This is a genomic window from Polynucleobacter asymbioticus (genome assembly GCF_018687575.1).
Classification (GTDB): domain Bacteria; phylum Pseudomonadota; class Gammaproteobacteria; order Burkholderiales; family Burkholderiaceae; genus Polynucleobacter; species Polynucleobacter asymbioticus_C.
The window spans coordinates 281,752-306,798 of sequence record NZ_CP061297.1 but is presented as its reverse complement, the minus strand read 5'-3'; the positions used below and the strand labels follow the sequence as shown (position 1 = coordinate 306,798).

The 25,047-nt window shown below is 41.1% G+C and carries 24 protein-coding genes; 2 read left to right on the top strand and 22 right to left on the bottom strand.

Annotated features, from left to right (window positions below; translation table 11 throughout):
• Positions 1-75: 75 nt before the first annotated feature.
• Together AOC19_RS01645 and AOC19_RS01640 are read left to right on the top strand one after the other, a co-directional pair.
• Positions 76-1,095 (top strand): calcium:proton antiporter, encoded by a 1,020-nt coding sequence (locus tag AOC19_RS01645; protein WP_215377029.1) that lies wholly within the window; start codon positions 76-78, stop codon positions 1,093-1,095.
• A 61-nt stretch (positions 1,096-1,156) separates the two neighbouring features.
• Complete coding sequence (locus AOC19_RS01640) at positions 1,157-2,251, top strand: MraY family glycosyltransferase (protein ID WP_215377028.1); 1,095 nt, start codon at positions 1,157-1,159, stop codon at positions 2,249-2,251.
• A 26-nt stretch (positions 2,252-2,277) separates the two neighbouring features.
• Here AOC19_RS01640 and AOC19_RS01635 read toward each other — a convergent pair whose 3' ends face one another.
• The 22 genes from AOC19_RS01635 to gmd form a co-directional block, all read right to left on the bottom strand.
• Positions 2,278-3,036, bottom strand: coding sequence for a glycosyltransferase family 2 protein (locus AOC19_RS01635; protein WP_215377027.1), 759 nt, complete (start codon positions 3,034-3,036; stop codon positions 2,278-2,280).
• Between the two features lie 2 nt (positions 3,037-3,038).
• Complete coding sequence (locus AOC19_RS01630) at positions 3,039-3,500, bottom strand: glycosyltransferase (RefSeq protein ID WP_215377026.1); 462 nt, start codon at positions 3,498-3,500, stop codon at positions 3,039-3,041.
• Between the two features lie 649 nt (positions 3,501-4,149).
• Positions 4,150-5,310 (bottom strand): glycosyltransferase family 4 protein, encoded by a 1,161-nt coding sequence (locus AOC19_RS01625; RefSeq protein WP_215377025.1) that lies wholly within the window; start codon positions 5,308-5,310, stop codon positions 4,150-4,152.
• The gene (locus AOC19_RS01620) at positions 5,310-6,461 is read right to left on the bottom strand and encodes a glycosyltransferase (RefSeq protein WP_215377024.1); all 1,152 of its coding nucleotides are present in this window, start codon (positions 6,459-6,461) and stop codon (positions 5,310-5,312) included. Before AOC19_RS01620 ends, AOC19_RS01625 begins: the two co-directional genes overlap by 1 nt.
• A gap of 17 nt (positions 6,462-6,478) precedes the next feature.
• Complete coding sequence (locus tag AOC19_RS01615) at positions 6,479-6,913, bottom strand: DapH/DapD/GlmU-related protein (protein WP_251368052.1); 435 nt, start codon at positions 6,911-6,913, stop codon at positions 6,479-6,481.
• A 115-nt stretch (positions 6,914-7,028) separates the two neighbouring features.
• Positions 7,029-8,135, bottom strand: a complete 1,107-nt coding sequence (locus AOC19_RS01610; RefSeq protein WP_215377020.1) for a glycosyltransferase family 4 protein — start codon at positions 8,133-8,135, stop codon at positions 7,029-7,031.
• Positions 8,135-8,374, bottom strand: coding sequence for a hypothetical protein (locus AOC19_RS01605; RefSeq protein ID WP_215377017.1), 240 nt, complete (start codon positions 8,372-8,374; stop codon positions 8,135-8,137). The genes AOC19_RS01610 and AOC19_RS01605 overlap by 1 nt, the downstream gene beginning before the upstream one ends.
• A gap of 8 nt (positions 8,375-8,382) precedes the next feature.
• Entirely contained in the window at positions 8,383-9,366 is a 984-nt protein-coding gene (locus tag AOC19_RS01600) for a hypothetical protein (protein ID WP_215377015.1), read from the bottom strand.
• Positions 9,359-11,119, bottom strand: coding sequence for an ABC transporter ATP-binding protein (locus AOC19_RS01595; RefSeq protein WP_215377012.1), 1,761 nt, complete (start codon positions 11,117-11,119; stop codon positions 9,359-9,361). Before AOC19_RS01595 ends, AOC19_RS01600 begins: the two co-directional genes overlap by 8 nt.
• Before the next feature lie 284 nt (positions 11,120-11,403).
• Positions 11,404-12,438 (bottom strand): N-acetylneuraminate synthase family protein, encoded by a 1,035-nt coding sequence (locus tag AOC19_RS01590; RefSeq protein WP_215377009.1) that lies wholly within the window; start codon positions 12,436-12,438, stop codon positions 11,404-11,406.
• A 7-nt stretch (positions 12,439-12,445) separates the two neighbouring features.
• Positions 12,446-14,230: a thiamine pyrophosphate-binding protein gene (locus tag AOC19_RS01585; protein WP_285896594.1), complete on the bottom strand. Its 1,785-nt coding sequence runs from the start codon at positions 14,228-14,230 to the stop codon at positions 12,446-12,448.
• Positions 14,231-14,233: 3 nt separating this feature from the next.
• Positions 14,234-15,214: a 3-hydroxyacyl-ACP dehydratase FabZ family protein gene (locus AOC19_RS01580; RefSeq protein WP_215377002.1), complete on the bottom strand. Its 981-nt coding sequence runs from the start codon at positions 15,212-15,214 to the stop codon at positions 14,234-14,236.
• A gap of 2 nt (positions 15,215-15,216) precedes the next feature.
• On the bottom strand, positions 15,217-15,654 hold the full coding sequence (fabZ, locus tag AOC19_RS01575; protein WP_215376999.1) for a 3-hydroxyacyl-ACP dehydratase FabZ: 438 nt from the start codon (positions 15,652-15,654) through the stop codon (positions 15,217-15,219).
• Between the two features lie 60 nt (positions 15,655-15,714).
• The gene (locus AOC19_RS01570) at positions 15,715-16,455 is read right to left on the bottom strand and encodes an SDR family NAD(P)-dependent oxidoreductase (protein WP_215376997.1); all 741 of its coding nucleotides are present in this window, start codon (positions 16,453-16,455) and stop codon (positions 15,715-15,717) included.
• 75 nt (positions 16,456-16,530) lie between these two features.
• Positions 16,531-17,184, bottom strand: a complete 654-nt coding sequence (locus tag AOC19_RS01565; RefSeq protein WP_215376994.1) for a NeuD/PglB/VioB family sugar acetyltransferase — start codon at positions 17,182-17,184, stop codon at positions 16,531-16,533.
• Positions 17,185-17,439: 255 nt separating this feature from the next.
• Entirely contained in the window at positions 17,440-17,679 is a 240-nt protein-coding gene (locus AOC19_RS01560) for an acyl carrier protein (RefSeq protein ID WP_215376991.1), read from the bottom strand.
• Positions 17,680-17,837: 158 nt separating this feature from the next.
• The gene (locus AOC19_RS01555) at positions 17,838-19,031 is read right to left on the bottom strand and encodes an acyl-CoA reductase (RefSeq protein ID WP_215376988.1); all 1,194 of its coding nucleotides are present in this window, start codon (positions 19,029-19,031) and stop codon (positions 17,838-17,840) included.
• Positions 19,024-20,103, bottom strand: coding sequence for an acyl-protein synthetase (locus AOC19_RS01550; protein WP_215376985.1), 1,080 nt, complete (start codon positions 20,101-20,103; stop codon positions 19,024-19,026). Before AOC19_RS01550 ends, AOC19_RS01555 begins: the two co-directional genes overlap by 8 nt.
• Before the next feature lie 10 nt (positions 20,104-20,113).
• Entirely contained in the window at positions 20,114-21,541 is a 1,428-nt protein-coding gene (locus AOC19_RS01545; RefSeq protein ID WP_215376982.1) for an AMP-binding protein, read from the bottom strand.
• Between the two features lie 179 nt (positions 21,542-21,720).
• Positions 21,721-22,836, bottom strand: a complete 1,116-nt coding sequence (locus AOC19_RS01540) for a DegT/DnrJ/EryC1/StrS family aminotransferase (protein ID WP_215376979.1) — start codon at positions 22,834-22,836, stop codon at positions 21,721-21,723.
• Between the two features lie 49 nt (positions 22,837-22,885).
• On the bottom strand, positions 22,886-23,872 hold the full coding sequence (fcl, locus tag AOC19_RS01535; protein WP_215376976.1) for a GDP-L-fucose synthase: 987 nt from the start codon (positions 23,870-23,872) through the stop codon (positions 22,886-22,888).
• An 18-nt stretch (positions 23,873-23,890) separates the two neighbouring features.
• Positions 23,891-25,021, bottom strand: coding sequence for a GDP-mannose 4,6-dehydratase (gene gmd, locus AOC19_RS01530; protein ID WP_215376973.1), 1,131 nt, complete (start codon positions 25,019-25,021; stop codon positions 23,891-23,893).
• Positions 25,022-25,047 lie beyond the last annotated feature (26 nt).

Below are 25,047 nucleotides of genomic sequence, written 5' to 3'. Positions count from 1 at the left end.
TATCAGCATTAATCGCTCAAGCTTACCCTGAGTTTAAGCACTTCACCAACATATAACCTGCACTCATTACTCAATATGGCATATCTGCTCAGTCAAACCTGGTTCATCATTCTGATGGGCATTACTCTGATAGGGGCAGTGCTATCAGCAGTTCACCATGCTGAAGTTATCGCTCATAAAACGGGTGAGCCTTACGGCACCCTGGTGCTCTCGATCAGCGTCACTATTATTGAGGTATCCCTCATCATCGCTATGATGCTTGCCGGTCACGAGGGTGCTGAATTTATTGCTCGTGATGCCGTCTTTGCAACCGTCATGATTGTGATTAATGGCGTGATTGGGCTGTGTATCTTCATGGGAGGCTTTAAGCATCATGAGATGTCTTTTCGCAATGAGGGCACTAACTCTGCATTAGGCGTACTCACAGCGATGGCTACCTTTATTTTGGTAATGCCTATGGTTACTACCAGCACTCCAGGACCAGACTTTACTAAGAGCCAACTTGCCTTTGCGGGTATTGCCTGTTTTGCCCTGTACATTGCCTTCTTATTTTTCCAGACAATCAGTCATCGCGACTACTACCTGCCAAAGACGGAAGAACAAAAATCAAACAGCAATACACACGCTGAAAAGCCTAGCAATCTCAAAACAACTGTTAGCGCATTCCTTTTACTGATTTCACTAATCGTCGTTGTAGGTCTAGCGGAGGCACTTAACCCCGCAATTGAGGCTGGAGTTAAAGCAGCGGGAGCACCCAAGACAGTTGTTGGTATTGCCATTGCGATGTTGGTATTACTGCCGGAGGCTTATGCAGCAGTCAGGGCAGCCCGAGCTAACCGATTACAAAGTAGCTTAAACCTAGCGCTTGGATCAGCCCTAGCCAGCATTGGACTCACAATCCCTACGGTTGCCGCAATAGCGATTTTCTTCAATCTGCCACTAAGCCTAGGCATCAGTAGCCTGAATATGACTCTGATGTACCTGAGCTTCTTCATTGGGGCGCTAACTCTAGCCATTGGCAGAACAACACTCTTACAGGGCGTAGTGCACTTGATTATCTTCTTTGAGTTCTTGTTTTTGAGTTTGGTGCCATAAGAGGCTATCTCAATAGACTAAAATTGGTACACATATGTGTACTTTTTATAACTAAGGAAGCATGAGTGTTTTAGCCGTCTCCTTTCTAACATCCTTATTAATCACTCTTTGGGTGATTCGTAGTAGCCATTTGCATTCCAAATTTAGCGCCGACTCTGACACTACCGCAATACAAAAATTTCATAGTCATATAGTTCCAAGAATTGGTGGCCTCGGAATACTACTTGGGTTGATCATCTCACTAGTAGTTCGGCGCTTTGAGAATGAAGCCGTTGGTAATTTTGGATTACTCCTTATTGCATCGTCACTACCAGCCTTTCTATTTGGGTTTCTCGAAGACATTATAAAAAAAGTAGGTGTTAAGGTTCGCCTGATTGCAAGCTTCATTGCTGCTGCAATTGCCGGTCACCTCTTGGGAGGCTGGCTGACCTCAGTCCAGATTTTGGGTATTGATAACTTAATGCTTGCCTACCCAGCACTAGCCATTGGAATTACCTGCTTTGCAGTTGCAGGGGTGGCAAATGCCTTTAACATTATTGATGGCTACAACGGTTTATCGAGCATGGTTGCAATCATCATTCTTGGTGGCCTGACTTATGTGGCTTTTCAGGTTGGCGACACCCAAATCATGATTGCAGCGCTGGCTATGATTGGCGCCTTATTGGGTTTTCTGGTCTGGAACTATCCACGCGGCCTCATTTTCTTGGGTGATGGCGGCGCTTATCTGGTGGGTTTTTGGATTGCAGAACTCTCGGTCCTCTTGACAGCAAGACATCCAGAAGTATCCAAATGGTTTCCGCTATTACTTTGCATTTACCCTATTTTTGAAACACTTTTCACAATCTACCGCAGAGTGATTCTCAAGCGTGTTCATCCCGGTATGCCAGATGCTCTTCATCTGCATCAACTCATTTATCGCCGAATAGTGCGCTGGGACAATAGCGATCAGAACCAACAACTTCAGATTTACAGAAACTCAATGACATCGCCTTATCTTTGGCTACTCTGTCTTTTAGGCGTTATTCCTGCGGTGCTCTTCTGGCGCTATCACCTTGCGCTAAAGGGATTTGCAATGCTCTTTGCAATATCTTACGCTTGGCTCTATTGGGCAATAGTGCGTTACAAAGTGCCGGAATACCTGATCACTAGAAGGTAGGTAAGGTCAAAGAGGTATTACACGAATTATCCAGCCTTGATAAATTGACCAATTTTGCTAATATTTTTCCAAATCAAGGCACCAAAACCACCAACCCTGTTTTGACGCAACGTGCGATAGTCCTCAGTCATTTTTCTCATGATGTGCCTCAGGGATCGATTGCTTTCACCACCAACACGCATTTTTACTAAAACGCGCTTTAGGTATATCGCCCTAGCTTTACCGCGACCAAAGTAACGGAGCAAGGAGTCGTAATCACCAGAAATTCGATAGCCAGTATCGTAGGCCCCATATGCCTCAATAATGGAACGTCGAATAAATACCGTTGGATGAGGTGGCATCCAGCCCCACGAAAGCTTTTTCTGCGAAAACTCTCCCGCTACCCAGTGACGGATAACTTTATCCGAATCGATGCTGGAAACATAATCCAAGTCACCGTAAACAATATCTATCGATGGGTCTTCAAAGAGCTTTGACACCTGTGAAATTACAAGCTCATCGGAAAAATAATCATCAGAATGTAATACGCCAATAACATCGCCAGTTGAATTTAAAATCCCTTTATTAAGAGCATCGTATATACCGCTATCCGGCTCACTAATCAGAACTGTTTTTTCTCCAACCAATTTCTGAATAAGCTCCAGAGTTCCATCGGTAGATGCACCGTCAATAATTACATGCTCTATATTCTGGCAATCTTGACTTTGAACACTTGAAATGGCTTGGCCAATCACCTTTATGCGATTTCGTACTACAGTAATTATTGATATTTTTATATTCGACATTTTCAATCAACAACCAGTGGATTAATGGCTAAATCTAAAATTTTGGATGCAACACCGTCCCAATCTTTTGGAATGCCTCTAAGCTGCCCACTCCAATCTGGCTTCCAATTATCAGATAACAACCCCTTTAATTCCATCAAAGCGGCTCGTAAAGACTCAACACTATCGGGGTCGAAATAGATTCCCTGATCACCACAAAGCGTTCTAGCGTATGGCAAATCAGGGCAGATGACTGGTAAGCCAAAGAACATGGCTTCTACCAGAGGAAAACCCAAGCTCTCTTTCTTTGAGAGGAATAGGATTCCATCAACACTTCCATATGCATGAATCATTTCAGCAGGAGAAAGATGGCCAACGCATTGGACCCAGCTAATACTGGGTGCTGGATTCACAACCTCCCTAATCGTGAGCAGTAGCTCTTCAACAGGCCATAACCTAGATTCAGCAATATCAATTCGACTCAACAGGGAATGGTTCTTGTGAGGATATTCTGCAGCAGGATAGATGAGCCTCAAATTGCGAATCTCAGCCTTACGATGCCGCTCTGGTATTTTGCACTCCAAAAGCCATCGAGGTGGCGGATGGGAAATAATTCTAACCCTGTCCTTTATTGATGGATAAGAAGCGATTAAGGAGGTCTTCATTATGTCTGTTTGTACAATGAAGGTGCTTACCCTATTCATATTCAGACGGAAAATGAATCTAGTTATTAAATACTTCCACCCCCTTGGATGCCACGCAAAACTTTTGGGGGAAATTAAATGCGGGGTTTGCACAAATAGGGTTTGCCTACACTGAACTCTTAAGGGAAGATCGCCCAGCACCAATATGGGGGTTGAGTCGTTAAATTTATAGGCAAATAATGTGCACTCTAAAAATCTTGAAATAGCCTTTGGAAGAAATCGTCGGTACTGTTTAATGATGACACTCTCAGATACCAATGAAAATCCAGACAAAATCCCCGTATCTGGTAGATAAATTTGCGTAACATGCGCTTGCTCAGAATCAACTAAGGCGGGAAGCAGGGATTCTAAGAGTTGACTTGCTCCCGTTCCAGTTACATTTGTAAGATGAATTCTGATAGATTTTTGGGACAAAGAGATGGGGTGCATTTCAGTACCAAGGCGAATCAATCATCGCCCTTCTTGATGGTGAAGATTCAAATACTGAAAGCATGTATTTAGCAGCAATCTTTGGCTCAATGCGCTCTCGGTTACTAATGGCTCGTTCACTAAAGGAATTTAATAGCTCAGGATCATCTTCGATCTTCCTCAAGATCTCAAGAAGAGCATGATGATCTGCAGACTTGAATTCAAGGCCGCAGGCAAACTTATTAACCAGAGTACCAGCCCCAACCTGGTCGCTACAAACAACAGGGGTGCCAGCAAGAATAGCCTCATTAACTGCAACACCCCAGCCATCATGACGACTTGGAACAATCACCAAGTCATATTGAGCCATCTCTTTCTGAGCCATTCCAAAGGGTATTGCTCCTTTATAGCTCAGGTTTGGGAAATTCAAGAGGGGCATATCCTTACTCTCTGGACCATAAACATCAATAGAAATTCTGGAGCCCCGGGCCAATAGGGCTTTACTTACATCGATGAGTAAATCAACGCCCTTTCTCCTAATTAAACTTCCAACAAAAATAGCATTAATACTAGAGTGGGGCTGTCGATGCAATCTAAATCTCTCTTCATCCTTAGATCCAAATTGGCCTGGAACAAAATATCCAAATGGAAATAACTTGGACGCTGGAAAGCCAGCTGCTTGAAACTGAAAAAGGGCTAGGCGAGATATTGCAAATATCCCCGTAACAGATCTTCTCAAAAGTAGTCCATACAACCTATACAGTTTAGGACGAAGGAGCGCCTTAATTTGTCCCATTACTAAAGAGGTGTCACTTAAATATCCCTCCGATTCCGGAGAATATGGCTCAGAGATAATGAAGTACTCAACATTTAACCAGGCTGCATAGAGCATGCATGGAATAAATCTCCAGTCTGAGAATGGCGCAGCAAATATGTGAATAGAGTTTTGATGATCCCGAATAACGCCAAAACAATATTTAAAGAAATTATTGCGGGGAATTAAAAATCTAGAAAGTGATTTAACCTGAAGATCAAGCCAGCCTTGCTTTTTTCTGGCCTCATCCTCCATCACTACGACATGTGATAGCACCTTGACTCCAGCTGAATCTGCAAGCGCCTCATAAGTGAACGCTTGATGGTCAGTTAAAACTACTTGCCAAGTAACTATCGGAGCCTTGGTCATCAAACTGCTCCAAAAATAAACTGCTGAAGTTTTTTGCCAACCAATTTTGGCGAGCAAATTTCTTGAACGGCTTGTTGGCCAGTCTTTGCAATCATGAATACTTCATTTGGGTTAGCCGCAATAAACTCAAGATGCCGGATAAGCTCTAGAGGATTGTCTTGATTTAAATACAGCGCACCATCCCCAAAAATAGTGCGAACATCGCTAATATCCGTAGTCACAATTAATAATCCTGCAGCTGCATATTCAATCACTTTTGAAGGGAAGGTAGTATTTGCATAAGGTCCATCATTCAGCTTAAGAGATACACCAACATCAGCCCTATTCAGGACATCAGCGTAATCTAAGTCAGTAAGACGCCCATGAACCACCACTTCAGGAGCGACTGTAGTTCTTGCTAATTTCACAAACTCATCAAGAGACTCACCTTTACCGGTGATTTCAAACCGAACATTTTTTAGCCATGGCGCCTTACTAGAGGCCATCATTCGAATGGTATCGATTAATAAACTGGCACCCGTCTCATTACTTAAGGTCCCACTCATTAGTACCGTTATAACTTTAGAGTCAAGCTTAATTTTTTGATGAAATTTAAATATTGCACCGTAGTAACAAAGTATAGGGCGTATTGAGGTAGCCTGTTTAAGCGCAGAGCAGGCAAGTAAAGCACGATCGCATAAGACATCATATGCGTAGGTGATCATCCTCGCAAAACCACAACTTAGTAGACGCCCACCCCTACGGACTTCGCCATCCTCAAGGTCAAGGATATTTTTATACTTCAATACTGAGCTTACCAACAGCGATGGGAGAAATGCATCCGTACGATTATAAAAAATGAGGTGATTAACCCCTCTAAGACGTAGCTTACAGACAACATATATCAATGCAAGGGCCGACAACAGCTGGGACAGAATTGGAATTGATGTAAACGGAATGTATAGCAATGGCAAGCCATCAATTCTTCGCACTACACTTGAAAAACTTTTCCACTCCGCAATGGATCCCCCTCGACCCATACTTAAAATAATCGGCCTGACGCCAGCAAGACGTAAAGCTTTGCACATTAAGATTATTTTTCTTGTGGCAGCTGGGCTATCAGTTGATATTCCCCGCTCTGAACGAGTCAAGTCATCCAAAGCATTGCACATGAAAACAACCCTCTTTGTCATAGAGGCAGAGATCGCTTAACTACTGCTGGAACTCCAGCAACCAATGAATTGGGTGGCACATCAGATCTAACCAAAGAACCAGCCGCAATGATTGATCCAGACCCAATAGTGACTCCACCCAAGATAATGCTTTTAGCTCCGATCCAAACGCCATCCCCCAGAGTGATTGCATTTGCATACCCCTTGCCAGCACGTCTAAGCGAGGTGCCAATATCATGACTGCCGGTGATGAACTCTACGCCCGGCCCAATATCGCACTGAGAGCCAATATTGATAGCTACACTCTCATGGGTGAAAATAATTGCACCTGGACTAATCCAAGTATCGTGACTAATAAGTAAATCCCCTCGGCCGTAAATCCAGGAGCGCCCACAAAATCTAACGTTTCGACCCAATCTAATACCGGCAATCTTTAGGAAAAAATTTCGCAACAGAAATAATCTTGTTGGCGGCAGAAACCATAAGAAAATATTAACTATATGTCTAATCATATTGAAGGGATAACCATTTAAAACCTAATAAGGTAAGGCTCAAAATCCGTTGGGGCTAAGAGACCAACTGCTTATAAATTGCAAGGGTTTGATCGGCACATTTTTTCCAAGAAAAATTTTGCAAACGCTCAGCACCCAATATTTTAAGCTCCTGCATCATAGACTCATCGTAAACAACACTCTCGATTGACCTACACATATCACCGACATCACTCGGATTGAAATATTTTCCGGCGTCTCCGACAACCTCTGGGATAGAGCTCGTATTACTACATATTACAGGGCAATTATTAGCCATCGCCTCAAGCGGTGGAATCCCAAATCCTTCATATAAAGAAGGGCATACGAAAGCTTTAGCCCCCCTATAGAAAGATCCAAGCAGCTCATCACCCCCACTTATCTGAAGAATTTGCCCCTCTTTAAAGCCCATCTGCTTAAAGAGGGTAGTTTCATTCTCATCAAAGGATCCGCCGCCAAAACAAATAATATTGATATCGGACATTAAGCCTCTCGATAAGGCGACAGCCTCAACAAAACCAGTGAAGTTTTTATACCCGGCTCGAGATCCTACGTACAACAAGTATGGAGCATAAGAATCGGCAGCGCTTCCCTTCAGATGAGGATTTTGAGAGAGTTGGTCAAAGCCTAATAGAACAACCGAAACTTTATGGTGGGGCACATTAAATATCTCGATCAAATCCTTTTTCGTGCTTTCAGAAATGCATATTATGTGATCAGCCCGATTTATTGACTCAAGCTTTAATCTAGATGTTCTACCGCCATCAGAAAAATCTTCTTCAAAAATTTCATGAATCATATCGTATACAGTCGTAACAATAGCGGACTTTTTCGGGGCAAGGCTCGCCCTAGAGTAATAGGTTTCATGTAGTAAATCGGGTTTCCACGCTCCAATTTGATGCTTAGAAACGACATTGTTATAAGCATTTACCAGCCTTATTGTTTTCGGTGGATATTTTGCGATGTAATGCCCCCGAACAATATTTTCAGGCAAAGATCCCAGGTAACGATTGCAATAGATCGGACTAAAAATATTGACCGCTTCACCCGCCTCAAGAATTTGAGAAGCTACATTAGTAAAGTAACGAGAAATACCGCCAAAGGGTTGCTGGTAGAAAATTTGATGGTCGTAGGCAATTTTCATTACATCTGCTGGCGCAATTCTGAAGTGCTACTTTCATAAAAACCAAACTCAAGGTCAAACAAATATCCTGGTAACGCATTGTTAAATGGCAAAATCATATATACCCCATACACCTCCATGCGACATGGTGCGCTAGGATAAAGCTTCAAAGTTAATCTGCGCAGCGCTAACCAGAAATACTTAAATAAACTAGTAGATTGATTGGTTTTCTCATAAACCCATCCAAATAAATTTATCATATTGAATCTTAATTTACTAACATCCGTTTTATAGAGTTTTTAAGGTTAGCAAGCCTCTTATATAGGCGCTCGCCAACAATTATCAGCATAAAGAATTTGGATAAATTTTTAATTAAAATTTTCCACCCACCAAGCGCTGAAAAAAAAGGGTTGAGGGGATATCTATGGGCCGCACTATCACTTCCAACAATCACTATGTCATTCTGATTATATTGCTGATCTTTATAGGAGGAATCGACTATGCAATTCTCACCAGTTCCATCGTTACCAATATTTCGCACTAAAGATTCTTTTGGGAATAGGCATTTTTTATTTTTTTTAATCATATCGAGTAAAAAAGCTAAATCAGCTGCAACTAGACGCCCACTGGCAACACTCCATACCCCAAAAATTAAATCAGGACGATTTAACATTAATTTAACAAACAGTTTGGGACTTCTCAGAAACTCGTTTGCAACTTCAACATAATTTGGCAAACCATAAAACCTATCCCTCCAAATTCCATAACCCCAAGCTGAGAATCCAGGTAAAAGCACAACATCAGATGAAGAATTTATACGGATGGATTTATAAAGATATCCGCAAATAGCAAAAACGCTCTCATCTCCTCTATAAAGCGATAAACCCTCATTTATATACCTTAGAAATCCTCTTCCAACAATCGTATCGTCTTCAATTGTTATTAACCTATCAGTTTTCTTATATACCTCATCAAATGCAGCGGATGCATTAAGGTGAAGGCCAAAGTTTTTATCTCTTAAAATTATATTGACAGACTTAAACCCCTTGATGGAGTTAATATATTCTCGCAACTTCAAAACATCGCCCTCATCTTTGCGCTGTCTCGGAGCATCAGAGGCAATATATAAATCTGTTGAAGGCGCAAGATCGTTAAGCAAAAGAGCCTCAATTGTCTTTTTAAGATGCTCATGCCTTGTATATGTATGTATTACTACTGGAGCAAATTCAAATGGGCTACTGAGATCACTCATTTTTCACCAATTCATCATAGGTGCCAATTACTCCAATCCTACCAGAATCAATCTCTATAATTCGATCGCAGCCCCTTAATGTTGATAATCTGTGCGCTATGACTATCACTGTTAGATTAGGATCTAAGTCGTAAATACAATTCATTACCGAGCCTTCTGTTTCCCCATCCAAGGCACTAGTAGCCTCATCAAAGATCAGAATTTGAGATTTTTTATATAGCGCGCGAGCAATACCAATTCGCTGCCTTTGACCTCCAGACAGAAAAGCGCCCCGCTCGCCAATAATTGAGTTAATACCATCTGTGAGGCTATTAATTAAATCCGTGAGCTGAGCAGATTTAATTGCATACTCAACCCTTGCAAGATCTATTTCGGCTTCAGGAACACCAAAAGCAATATTGCATTTAATTGAGGCATCTGTTAGAAAAATAGATTGCGGAACGTGCGCTACCATTTGCATCCATGTCTTTACGTTGTGCGAATTAAGACTAATCGCATCAACCTCTACTGACCCACTAGTTGGAAATAGTAAGCCCATCAGAATATCGACAAGAGTGCTTTTTCCAGATCCAGTCTTACCTATCACCCCAATTCTCTCACCTTTACGCACCTCCAAATTAACTCCATTCAAGATTAATTTAGGTGGATTTCCAAGCTGTAACTCAATATTTTTTAAGCAAACAGAATGGTTAAAAAATATTTTCTGCATTTTCTCCAAAGCTGCAGAATTATTTTTATCAAATATCAATAAATCGTTAATCTTGTTTAAAGCTTGGATACTTGAATTGATTGAGTTAGTGGAAACGTAACACTGTTGCAGGGCAGGCAAAAGTCTTTGCCCAGCCATAACGATTATTGCCAAGGTTGGGAGGGCTAATGTAAGCCCTGAATTATCAGATATTAAGTATCCGGCTATAGCAACCACTATCATTGCCGCCGCCTCTATCCCAATTCGCGGGAATGCGCTAATAAACTGATTTGCACCCTGTAATTTTCTTAGATTTAAGTCAGCACTCGAATGAAGGTCCAGAAAAGCCTGCTGAGTTCCATTGACAATAACATCCCGTATTCCACCGATACCATCTTGCAATGCTTTAATGGCCCTCGAGGACTCAAAGTCTATTTTTGCCCCATTATCTTTAGCTCTTCTCTTACCCAAGAAGTGAACGGCAAAATAAAGTACCGCCAAGAAGGAGAATGCGGAGGCTGTTCCCGCTGGATTAACAACCAACATAAGTACCGATAGAGCAATTATCAATGATAATCCGCTAAAAAAAATGGTTACTGGATTGATTATTTGGTAAATCACAAGATTGATATTCACGAAAATATTATTAATAATTTCGCTAGTGTGATCACTTATTACCTCTAAATACGGCTTATTTAAGTAGGCCCTATAACAGGCTGTACTTATTTCAGAACCAAGTGCAAATGAAAATCGTGTTCCAAAATAAAGCACTACAGACCTAAATAAAGCCGATAAAAAAATCAATCCTATAAAAGCGATAGTGATTGGCAAAACAATGTCTTGAGCGGCAACAAGGTCCAGGGCTCGACCAAATTCTGAAGGAGCTAAGTAGTTGAATGGAATTTCTGGCCTGGTTAGCGCCAGCATAAATGGACCAACTGCGCCAATACTTGCAAGCTCAAGAGCCGAACAGGCAATATTTAGCAGTATTATGTTAATTAGATCCAGTTTTCTTTTGCGAGATAAAACGCCAAAAAAAACTTTGAGCACTCTTAAGGTAGACAATTTGGCCTTATATTTCGCATTTTTTGCTTAGCTAATTATATCAAAGGGTGGTCAGCTCATAATTTTAGAATTCCCTTGGATGACCAGACTTTCTAATTAACAGCGCTCTAAAAGAGTCGTGACCTCATTTAATCGGCTATTTCTGCTTCAGCTACTTCATATTTTATAAAATAATTACTACATTTATTACTATCAACTTTACAGGTAGAAGCTTTTTAATTGCCCATCTGAATTAGCGTCCAAAATAAATTTTTTAATTTTAATTAATTACAAGCAAATGTAAATCATTGCTCTATATCGCCCAAACTAACCATAGCCCCTACTTCCACCTCATTTACAACTCTCTTATTTAGATGCTGCTTATAACTAGATGGAGGTATCCCATTTCCTGGGCGCTTAAACTCAATTACTGACTCTGTAATAAAGTCCCCTGGAAAAAGTTTAACCTTAGCCACCATACTACGTCGCATCTTGACAGCCTGATCTTGTTCCTCTTGCGACAAAATACGCTCCGACCCCCCCATCGCCTCATGCACGCGATGACATGCTGCAATCATAGATTCCATTTCCTCAGGCTCAGTTGCCATTTGATTATCCATCCCGATCTTCGCACTATCTAATGTAAAGTGCTTCTCAATTAAACAGGCGCCCAAGGCAACAGATGCTGCTGGTATTTCGATCCCAATGCTGTGGTCTGAATAGCCAATTGGGTATTCAGAAAATTTACTTCTAAGTGTGGCAATATTTTGGAGCCTAATAATATTTGGTGAAGCGGGGTATACAGAAGTACAGTGCAGAATGATGAGCTTATTATTTCCAGCCAATCTAATAGCCTCTACAGCTAAGCCAATCTCCTCCATGGTTCCCATTCCAGTAGAAAGAACTAAAGGCACACCCAGATTACTTAACTCAGTCAAGTAAGGAAAATTGTTTAGCTCCATTGAGGCAATCTTTATAAATGGAACCCCACATTCTTCTACCAAAAAAATAGCTTCATCAATAGAGTAAGGAGTGGATGCAAAATCAATCCCTATTAATTTTGCATGACTAGAAAGCTCTTTTAACTGATCATTACTTAAAGAGAATTTTGTCACCATGCGCTTAGCAATTTTATTTACCCTATAGTAATCTTCGCAATAAAGTGATTCTGCCGACCACGATTGGAATTTGACGCAATCACAGCCAACAAGCTTGGCTTGCTCAATCATCTTTTTTGCGATTTCTATATCGCCAAAGTGACTTGTATTGAGTTCTGCCACAATATATGGTTTTAAATAATCGCCAATATCTCGGCCTGTACGTAACGTTATAAAAGACATCTTTTACCTATTGATCAATCGGTTCTACAATCATTTCTTGCATGAATAACTCTCGCGATAAAAAGGGGGCCTGATCCTCTAGGGGGCGGCGCACAAGCCTTCCGTCTTGAGCACTTCGAGTTCGTGCCACTTCTATATAACCCTGATCCGGACGCCCCATAATTTCGCAAATAATGGAGCTAGGGGATGAGAAGAAGTCGACCAAACCAACATCCAAATCACGCACCGAGTCTATCCTTTGATATTGCAAACCAAAGCAATCGGCAACTTTAGAAAAGTCAGGGCAACTCACACCATTTTCAGGGTCAGTGCCAATGGTGCGCTTACGAAATAAATCCTTTTGCCGCCGCCTTATGATTGAGTAAACGTTATTGTTAATAACAATGATCTTTATTGGTAACTTTTGATAACGGATTGACTCTAATTCTTGTAAATTCATCATGATTGACCCATCACCAATAATAGCAATGACCATTTGACTTGTTGCATGCTGAACTCCAATTGCAGCTGGCAATGCAAAACCCATAGCACCCTGTGATGCGGGGTGAATGCAATCCATGCCAGTAGAAAAGCGAATATTGGTAGGAAGGATGACCTCCGCTAAGCCTGAGTCAGTTACCAATGTAGACCTTGGAGGCATTAGCTTACCTAATCTTTCAGCAAGCTGATATAAATCCACAAGGTCTGGTGAATTAAAATCTGACTCCACAAATGAAAATAGGTTTTTCCAGTGTTTGCACTTTTCAACCCAGGCTTCTGGCGTCCTCTGTAATGGATTTTTCAGTAATTCAGATAAAAAACTTTTCAAGTCTGACTTAATAAAAGAATCGATACGAATACCTATTTTGCTATGCTCAACAGGGTCAATATCAACCACATTAATTTTCGCATCGCGTGCAAATTTACAGTAATCAACCCCGGTCGTAAGAGCCGTCAGGCGTGATCCCAGTACCAGCACATAATCAGAATTTTGCACAGCAAAGTTGCCAGCACGAGAACATCCCATGGCACCCACTGATCCAATAGAAAGAGCGCGATCCAAACTATAGCTATCAGGCGCAGATGCTGCATAAACTACCGGGATACTCCACTCTTCAACTAGTTTAACTAGATATTCTTCTGAGCCTGAAGAGCGAACGCCCTTTCCAATGAGTAACAATGGCCTTTTTGCTTGGCGAATATTATTGGCCACAAGCTCAACATCTATATTAGATGTTGACGGGTTTTCGTCCCCATCCAATATGACACGTGAAATCGTATCTGGATCAATTAATGCGCTCTGAAGATCCAATGGCACATCTATCCATACTGGCCCCTGCCTCCCACTCAAAGCTGCATGCAATGCTCGATCCATCACCTCAACAATGTCCTGCGATTTAGTAAGCATGTGGGCATATTTGGTTATTGGCGAGACCAACGCAACAATATCTGCTTCTTGCTGCCCATAAGTACGAAGCGGGATCTGGGTATGCCTGGTAGTTTCATTCAGAATATTTTGGCCAGATATGAAAATGCACGGAACACCATCCTGCCATGCAGATAAAACACCAGTCATCGTGTTAGTTGATGCGCAACCTGTGGAGACAAGGCATGCTCCGAGCCCGCGCGTCTTTTCTGCATAACCAATTGCAGCAAATGCGCATGATTGCTCATGATGAAGAGACACTCCAGTTAGATCATTACTTTTTGCTAATGCATCACTTAAGAACAGAGCCCCTCGCCCCGTAACCTGAAAGACATGTCTAACACCAGCATGAGCTAGTCGAGACATTATGTAGTCCGAAACACGCATTTGCTACCCCTTTAATTTCGGTCTAAATTTCTCAAGTTCGTCCACAACAACCGCTGTGACCTCTAGTGAGATTGCCTGCTCTCCATTTACATAACTTTCAACGCGACCTCTTGCAATCCCACGTGAAAAACTATCTAAGCTTGCATGCATCTCCAGGGTATCCCCCGGGACTATTTTACGTCTCAAGTGAACATTATTAAGCAAGCGATCTGCCGTTTCTCGCCGCTTATATTGATCTAAACTCAAAAAGGTTAATAGAAAGGATTGCATACAGCATTCAATCTGAATAAAACCAGGCACACTGGGCGACCCAGGAAAATGCGCTGGAAAATAATGCTCATTGTATGTAAAGTTTTTTATTGCCTTAACAAATTTGCCAGGCTGAATTTCCGTGGCGCCATCCAAAAGAAGCCAAGGATATTTATTTAATAAACATTCTTTAACGTTTTCAATGCCGAAATTTATTACATTGCCTGCAGTAATATTGCTGACTACTTTTGAGGCAGTGTTGTTTGCTAGAGACTGTTTAAAGTCCGCAAAAAATTCGGGAATTACAATAGTGCATTCCATTGAGCAGGTAAGGACGCCATTTACCTCGCCCTTAACCTTGCCACGGGCAACTCCGCGACCAAAACTCTCCAAGGTTGCCTCTAAATCCAACCTCTCGCCAGGAATAATTTTTCTAAAAAACTGGACTTTATCAAATCGATTGCTCATAGCAACTAAGCCGCGAAATTTTTCTTCCGAAAGAAATGTCATCAAAAACATCTGTGACATTGCTTCAATTTGCACTACATTCCAAACTTTTGGGCTTGCCGTTTCATAACCGTGAAAATACCATTCGTTGTATGTAAATAATTTAAAACCCTTCGCATACTTTAGGGGGACACATTCAGTTACCCTGTCAATAAATAACATGGGGTACCGATTTTGCTGACAAGCCATAATGCCCGGGATGTCGAATGATATGGGTTGAATTTCCATAGCTATCTCTCTAGCAGTTTGTAGGTAATATTACATTCGCTCACCATTTCATTGTTTACACTACCCGACACACTGGCAGTAGCAATCCCCATGGCAATACGGTTAATTTGAACGCAGATTTCCAACCTGTCACCCGGGAAAACTGATCGATAGTAGCGAACCTTATCTATGCCAGCCAACAATATTGGAATATCGGGGAGGCCATCGACATCTTCAGAAATGAGCAAAGGTAGGGCAACTGCCTGCGTAAAAGCTTCCAACTGCAGCGTGCCAGGCATTATTGGATTATTAGGAAAATGTTTAGGGAAAAACCATTCGTTATAACTCAGATTTTTAAATGCCTTACACATTATTCCTGACTTTATTTCTGTTACGCCATCTAGAAGCAATAAGGGGTATTCTCGCTTTAAAACTCTAGAGATTTGAGAAACATCCATCATAGATAAGCCTTCTTACATGCAAATTGAGTCGCCCAGTAAAACCAACTTTTAATCGAAATTCTAGATATGGGCAAAACCGTCCACGCGAATATTTTCCCCATTGACATAGCTAGATTTATCGCTAGCCAAAAATACACATACCTCAGCCACCTCATCAGAGCGTCCAACCCTTTGATTAAGATAAACACCATTAACCAATTGTTTTTGGATGTCGGAGGGGCCCGAGCGAAACATATCAGTATTAATAAAGCCTGGCGAAACAGAATTTACTCTAACATTAAATCGGCCCAGCTCTTTTGCTGCGGTTTTCGTTAAGGCAATTACCGCACCTTTGGAACTTGAGTAAGCAGTTTGTCCCCTCATTCCACCTTCGTCTCCGCATATGCTGGCAATGTTTATGATTGATCCAGAGTTTTGCTTAGACATTATTCTCGATGCATAAGACATCATTTCAAATACAGCAAATACATTTACCTCAAAAATTTCTTTTAAGGTCTCTCTATTAAGCATAGTGATTAATGTATCGACTAATATCCCAGCATTATTTACAAGGCAATCCAACCTTCCCTGCTCTTTCATGATCTTCATGAAAGCTTTCCTGGTTGCGGCTCTGTCTGATACATCGAAGTAAAGTGGAATTATGGAGCCTTCGCAGAAGTCTTGACCGCATAACTCAGATAATGAGTCGGGGGTTTTTGCATTCGCATAAACAATAGCACCATTTTTCGCAAAAATTTCTGCAACGCTTTTGCCAATACCTCGATTGCAGCCAGTTACAAAAGCTATCTTACCTTTTAGCATATGCGGAAATCCTTTGCCGACCCTTTAAATTGCTTATTTAAAGTCAAAATTGGTGCAATGCTTCCCTAGCGCTTTTTAACCTTTAAATACTTTGTGGTCATCATTACCACGTGTAATTCTAGCAGGGTTTCCCACGACCGTTGCCAAGGGTGGCACATCTCGAAATACTACAGAGCCCATCGCGATTATCGCATCATCACCTATAACCAGTCCCTCCATTAAGGCTGATTTCATACCCACAAATACTCTATCTCCGAAAATAGTTCCGCCGCCAGGGGCGCAAAATGGAGAAAGCACAGAATGACTGCCAACTTTAATATCATGGCCAATATCACAGAAGGGTTGAATTAATGCATTACACCCTATCTCAACGTATGTATGTATAGTGGAAAATTCACAAACGATAACTCCGAGATCAATCTTGCATGTTGGCGATATTATCGCGGTAGTATCAACTAGTTTAGTCAAGCGCATGCCATGATCCACAAGTTTTTTATATAAAACCTCCCTGGACTTGGGCTCACCAACAGCAACTATGCACTCGTAACTTTCTTTGCAGCTCAATAAGGATTCAAAATGAACTCTTTGGGTGCCAAAGTAATCACCCTCTTCGCTAAAGTCATCTATGAAAAGAATATCATTCCAAAGCTTAGATGCGGCATTTCGCCTCATGGCAATCTCGTAAACTTCCCGCCCCAATCCTCCTGCTCCGTATATTGCCAATTTCATTCGAAACTCCTTAGGCACTCTAAATAAGTGTGAACAGCATTGTTTGATTTAAATCATCTTAGACCAATAAGAATATTCGAGCACATTTATTACAAATACACCGCGCTTCAAAAGCCATCAAGCTAAATGGGTATCTATTAAAAAGATGAGAAGGAAAGTAATAGGGCTTTAGTCATTACCAAAAAATCGAGGCGCCTTAAGCAAGAATATAAAGTTACGGCAGAGATCAATATACGAGATTAATAGATGCCAGCTTTATAACTCTACTCCGTACTTTGCCAATATTTTCATTCCATTCGTATAGGAGCTGAATTCAATAATATCGTCAGTTTCTAACATAACTTCAAAAGTCTCTTCCAACACAGATATAAGACTCATGTGACCAACAGAATCCCACGCAGGTATAGATTGATAAACAAACCCCGAATTCAGTACTGAAGGCTCAATTGAAAAACACTCAGTAAATACTTTGTCATACTTTTCTTTATTAGACATATAAACTCCTTTAAATTTTCTTTACTAATGCTTAAGCATACTCAGATAAATATAGCGCCAGGAATCTCTGACAAAACACTAAAAAAGCACTCTTTCTTGATGGAAAGAGAATTTGAAACCACGTTTAATGAGCAAAAATTAAGGGCCCACAATGGGCACTATTGTATATCAATAACCCTAGATAAAGTGCTCACGATATCGTAACCATCCCATATCACCCCAATATCAAGTGCTGAGCCTATAGGCACAATTCGGTCAATTCCTAAAAGATTATTCTGCACAACAAAATCACAGAAAAACGCCTTATCAAAACCAAAGTACGTGAGCGTCTGAAACTTGGTACCCACCAATCTGGCCATAACATTCAAATTCGTTACTTTTAATTCATAGAAAAGTCCGTACCGACCCCTACAAATATCCACTTTATCGGGCAGTCCGTTCATTTGCAATCTGTATATAAAATTTCCATTCCGCTCTAATCCAACCACGCAATCAAGCTCTATAGCCTTCTCGCAAATCATTGTGTATTTATCGATGGCATTGACTGGCTGCAAATCATAGTTTGAAACAACCTCTTCATAAACCCTATGCCAGAATTTATGCTGCGCCGCTTTTAGATCAGCATCCCCCATCCAAACAATAAGATGAGGTGATGAGCAGGCGTCTTGATCCATCAAATAAACATCGTTATAAAATGCCTTAGCTAGCTTATTAAGCTCCGATTCATTTGCATTAAGAATCGCAGTTGTAGAGACTATGCAAAAAGAATACCTATCTGCAAAAGCCATCTCAACACTTCGTGATGGAGCGGGAACCCTTCTAATGCTACTTATGGTGGCGTCTCCTCCCCATATAATTCTTGCATTGCAGCCAGAGGAAAAATGTCCTGTAATTTCATCATCATGACCATACCGAACAAATGCAGTCATTTCAGCAATCCTGCCGTAGAGGGGCTTCTCCAATAAACCCGTGATAAGCCTACAAACAATTTCTGTTTGAGCAAAATCTTTAGAAGAAACTCTTACAACATTACAGTTCCCCGCCAAAAGCGAAAAGGCATATGAAAAAGCAAAATTAATAGGCACATTAGATGGGGCTATATGAAATGCATAACCCACCCCAAGACGAAGATGCTCTGAAGAAAAATTATCCTTCAACGTTGCTAAGTTAGCTTTTCGACACCAAAAAGCAAAAGACATTACATCGGGATACCGTCTTGCTTGACTGTCTGCAAATAGCGCCACTGATAGCTGGCTTAAAAAGTCACACACCAAGGGATCGTATGGGCGTAGCGGTCTTGGATTAAGCTCCATCCCCACTTTACCCACGAGATAATTTAGACCATTACTCAATAGACTCATATGTATCGCTACAACCCCTAATCTCTGATTTCTTAATACGCCCATGAATCATGAAATACCTACCCTTACGACCACAACGACAATCATCAGCCCCAATAATCTCACCAATGTCTTCGGTAATAATTGAATGCCCAGGGTAACTAACGGGCAACAACGACAGCAATTGAATCAATCCCTGCTGCCCCGGGGGTAAGACGCTAAAGTCTTTGAAATCCCGAATTAAAATATCTGAGAAGATTGAAGAGTGAAGATACCCCATTTCACACTCCATAAAAATGGAACCAGTTTGCTCTACCATTCCATAATAATTATAGATTTTAGATAGTCCAGTCGCACTATTTAATCTAGCCTTAAACACGCTATTGTCAACAGCCTCTCCAAGAAGCTTTTTCCAGCCGCCGCCATGTATCAAAATCCCATTCCCCAAAGAAAGCTTGATATTTAATTTCTCTAAGGTCTTATAGAAATGCTGCCATATGATGAAAGTAAACCCAAAAATTAGAATATTTTCATCTTTGTGTTTTTTCAAAAATTGTTCTACTCGGTCAAGATCAAGCTCCATCTTTTCATTCAGGGCATAAGTAACGTCATATCCCAGCATTGAAAAACCAAGAACGCCTGCACCACGTGCTGAAAAGAGGTTTCTATCTTTTACAATCAAGTGCGTATCAATTACAAGCATCGGCAATCGCTTGACCCCAATAAATGAAGAGACAATTTTTGTTAGCACCTTGGTCTGATTAGCAGCCGTAACCTTATCCAGAAAAATTTTAGATACACTTTGACCCGAGGTTCCCGAAGACATCATAGTCTTTACAACCTCAGATTTCTCAACACTCAATAACTCATACTCTTTGAAGAGTCGAACTGGAATAAAAGGTACCTCAGCCAAAATATTAAACTCTGTATGGCAACCCAACATATCAATTATTTTTTTATACTGCGCGCATTTTAGATAGTGATGCTTGGTAATATCCGAAAGAGCTCGTATATATAGTTGTTCTTTTAGTTTTTGAGGGAGCGCATAAGGGGGCTCATTTATTAAATTAACTAAATCAAACATTTACCCCACCCTAGTTATTGCAAGCAGCTACTAAATTCTTGAGGTCTGCATAAAGAATCTTCCCAAACTCATTACGCGGAATACTATCTACAGCAATAATACTCAAACTCGCAGATGGTAACCCCGTTTGTCTGGTGATGAAAGTTTTGACCTCCTGAGCATCCACCCCCTTTGCAACAAAAACCTCCATATTGTCATCGCGGCCAGCACAAGCCACATCATATTGCGCAGCCCTGAGAAGCTGTTCAACATCATCTAAACTGACGCGATTTCCAAATATTTTGAGAAATCTAGATTTCCTTCCGGTTATGTAATAAAAATCTTCGGAATCGCGTCTCGCTATATCTCCAGTATGTAGAACCCCATCATTCAAGTCGCCAGCAGCTAAATCTTGTCGGCATGAGGCATACCCCATAGCAACATTTGAGCCCTTGTATACCAACTCTCCATCAATACCTTCTTGCAAAATGATTTGGCCATTCTCATCCTCAAGCCAAAACTCGCCTCCTGGAATAGGTATGCCAATACTATTTGATCTAATTTTGGCAAATTTGCTAGGCAAATAAGACATTCGTGAGGTTGCTTCAGTCTGTCCATACATCACTATAAAATCCACCCCTTTCGATTCGCAGGCATCTGAAAAATATTTAACAAGTTCCGCATACAACCTTCCGCCGGCCTGGGTAATTGTTTTTAGGCTCGGAAGATTCATTCTTTCAAACCTGAGTTTTTTGAGTATTTCAAATGTGTACGGTACGCCACCAAATGAAGTGGCGGAATGCTGTTTTAGGCTATCCCAAAAAGGCTTCTCCATTACAGAAAAGTTGCATAAGATTATTGAGCTACCTTTGAGCAAGTGGCTATTAATAATAGATAATCCATATGTATAGTTAAAAGGTAACGTAGTAATTGGTCTATCCGCCTGAGATATAGATAAATATGTGGCTATAGAATCAGCACTACTTGTAATATTTTTATAGGATTGGCGCACTAATTTTGGGCTCCCAGTGCTTCCAGAAGTAGTTAAAAGTTGGGCTAACTCACCATGCAATCCATAATCCATGACGTAGGTAGTTTTTGATAAAAAATAATCCCCAAACTTATAAGCACGTGAACATTCGCTCGGCACTAAACAGCTATCAAACGGCGCCCATATGTATGTTGGCCTATAGGCCTCCAACAACCCCTTAAATAGGTCTTTATTTATATCTGGAGAAATTAATACGGGAACCACCCTTGCCCTCAGCATGCCAATATAACCAACTACTGATTCAAGGTTATTTGCAACAACACAAAAGACAAGACAGCGACTATCAAATACTTCTTTTAACTTATCAGCAACATCAGTAAGTGTGCGGTAAGAAATGTGTTCAGAATTTTGCGTAATAATTGCTGTTACATCTCCATACCGCGAAATATCATCGTAATAGTTTTTCATGTAGAAGTCAGTCTCAATCGGAAAGAATGCTGGCACCCCAAGATATGCTGCTGGGCTGATATAGACTGCTAACCCGTAAAATTTGGTCTAAAAAGCTAGTTACCATACAGATAAAATTTTGTAGCACCCACTTAAATAAATAGTGTCACGCGCTGAAAATAAATTTCCAGGAGGCTTCACTACTCACTTAATTTGGAAATTAAAGAAATAATACCCATTTGATCCTTTATTGCAATCCCGGGGTAAATTGGTAAGCATAATATTTCTCTTGACGCCTTCGTTGCAATTGGTAAGTTAGCTCCCCCGGAAGATGGGAGGCTTCTATACATCGGAAACTCACTAATAAGGGGATAGAAATATCTTCTCGCAAAGATATTGTTTTCCTTCAGCTTTTCATAAAGCTCATCCCTACTCAATGGGTAATCTGCCCCAACTAAAATTGGGAAGTAAGAGTAGTTACTAGCAATTTGTCCTGAGCCTTCGAGACATTTTATTCCCTTGATATCACTCAAATGGGCTCGATACATCTCATCGATCTTCATTCGCTCATTTAAGGCTGTTTGAATATATTTCAATTGGACTAAGCCGAACGCAGAGTTTATCTCGCTCATCTTTCCGTTAATGCCCGCTACCTCAACAGTAGTTTCGTTAACAAATCCAAAATTTTTCAGTTGATCTATATGGCGCTTTGTTTCTGCATCCGGGCACACTATCGCCCCACCTTCAAAAGTATTAAATACTTTTGTCGCATGAAAACTTAAAACAGATAAATCGCCATGATTTAGCACGCTGCCACAGTGGCATTTAACTCCAAATGCATGAGCGGCATCATAAATTACTTTTAAGCCATGTTTGTCTGCAATTGCCTGTATAGCATCCACATCGCAAGGATTTCCGTAACAGTGAACTGGCATGATTGCAGTGGTTCTCGGAGAAATCGCCGCCTCAATTTTTTGAGGGTCTAGATTTAATGTATCTTGGTCAATATCAACAAAAACTGGCTCTATTCCATTCCACAGAAGTGAATGCGCTGTTGCTACAAATGAATAAGGAGTTGTAATAACTTCACCCTTTATTTTTAGAGCTTGCAAAGCGGTAATGAGGGCAATGGTTCCGTTATTAAAAAGGCTAATATGCTTCACACCGAGAAACTCACATAAAGCACTTTCCAACTGCTGATGGAATGGTCCGCCATTCGTAATAATCTTATTCTTCCAAATTTGCTCCAAATATGTTGAGAACTCCTCAAGCGGAGGAAGAAAGGGTTGCGTTACATAGATCGGCGTATCACTCATTTGATCTCTTTACTTAATCTAAGAAAAATCATATTAAATATTGGTACGCTCAAGATGCAGGCCCATTAATGCGGGCCCTCATCTCATCGTAAGCCATTTTGAGACCGCCATCTAAGGGCACTGCGGGATGCCATCCAAGCCTATTTAACTTCGAACTATCCATCCACTTTCGTGGTGCGCCATCAGGCTTTTCTGGATCAAATTGAATCTTCCCCTTAAAACCTACAGCTTTAGAAATAGCCTCAGCTAACTCAGCAATGGTGATATCAGAACCAGAGCCCACATTAATATGACTTTGCATTGGTTCAGTATGTTGGTCATATACCGACCTATCCAACTCCATCACAAATACAGATGCTGCAGCCATATCATCAACATATAAAAACTCACGCCTTGGGGACCCAGTTCCCCAAATTACAACCTCCGGCACATTATTCACCTTAGCTTCATGAAACCGCCTAATGAGAGCAGGAATAACATGGCTATTTTCAGGATGGTAGTTATCTCCGGGGCCATACAAATTTGTTGGCATTACCGATCGGTAGTCAATGTTGTGCGAAATTCCAAACTGACGGTTGTAGCTTTCACACATCTTAATTCCTGCAATCTTTGCAATGGCATAAGGTTCATTCGTAGACTCTAACTTACCCGTGAGTAAGGCAGCCTCATTCATTGGTTGTGGTGCTAACTTAGGATAAATACAGCTCGAACCTAAAAATAGTAGCTTTTTGACGCCACTCATAAAAGATTGATGAATCACGTTACTCTGAACCATCAAATTCTCGTAGATAAATTCGGCTGGGAAGGTATTATTGGCGTGGATCCCGCCCACCCTTGCGGCAGCTAAGTAAACTTGATCAGGCTTTTCTTGCTTAAAGAAATTTTCTACCATTAGCTGATTTGTTAAATCCAACTCAGCATGTGTTCTTGTCAGGATATTAAGATAGCCCTTAGCTTGTAAATTTCTGACAATGGCTGATCCAACCATGCCTCGATGACCGGCCACGTAAATCTTTTGGTGTAAGTTGGATATCATATATTTAACTTAGGGCAATCAGTTTTCTTTACCGACAGATACTGAATATCCATGCTTGTTAAGTAAGGCATGTTGTCTAGCCTTATCCAAATCATTTTCGATCATCTCTTGAATCATCTCATCCAGAGTAATCTCAGGAACCCATCCAAGCTTTTCTTTTGCCTTTGATGGATCCCCTAAAAGTGTCTCGACCTCGGTCGGGCGATAGTAGCGAGGATCAATTTGCACAATCACATCCCCAACCTTCAAAGCGGGCGCTTTATTTCCATCGATTTGAACAACCACTGCCTTTTCTTGCTCGGCAACCCCCTCAAACCTTAGGGTAATACCGAGCAACTTTGCACTGCGAACAATAAACTCCCTAACGGTAAACTGAATACCCGTGGCAATAACAAAATCTTCAGGCTTTTCTTGTTGCAACATTAACCATTGCATACGGACATAATCCTTTGCATGCCCCCAATCCCGAAGAGCATCAATGTTGCCCATATAAAGACATTTTTCTAACCCTTGAGCAATGTTGGCTAGTCCACGCGTGACCTTTCGCGTTACAAAAGTTTCACCACGACGTTTAGATTCATGATTAAAGAGAATGCCGTTGCATGCATACATGCCGTATGCCTCACGGTAGTTGACCGTAATCCAATACGCATAAAGTTTTGCCACTGCATAAGGACTTCTAGGATAAAAAGGAGTGCTCTCTTTTTGGGGAGTTTCTTGTACCAAACCATACAGTTCGGAGGTAGAGGCTTGATAGAACCGAGTTTTCTTTTCCAAACCCAAGATCCGGATAGCCTCCAGCATACGAAGTGGACCCATTGCATCAACATCAGCTGTGTACTCCGGGGATTCAAAAGAAACTGCCACATGGCTCTGTGCACCTAAGTTATAGATCTCATCTGGCTGAGTTTGTTGAATAATGCGCACTAAATTGCTGGTGTCGGTTAAATCACCATAATGCAGAATCAAATCTGGGTGATTAACATGAGGGTCTTGATACAGATGATCAATGCGATCGGTGTTAAAAGATGAAGCGCGACGCTTAATCCCATGAACAACGTATCCCTTTTCCAATAAAAACTCAGCCAAATAGGAGCCATCTTGACCAGTAATTCCAGTCACAAGGGCGGTCTTTTGTTTGTTTTTCATATCATCATCTTTATATCGAAAATTTT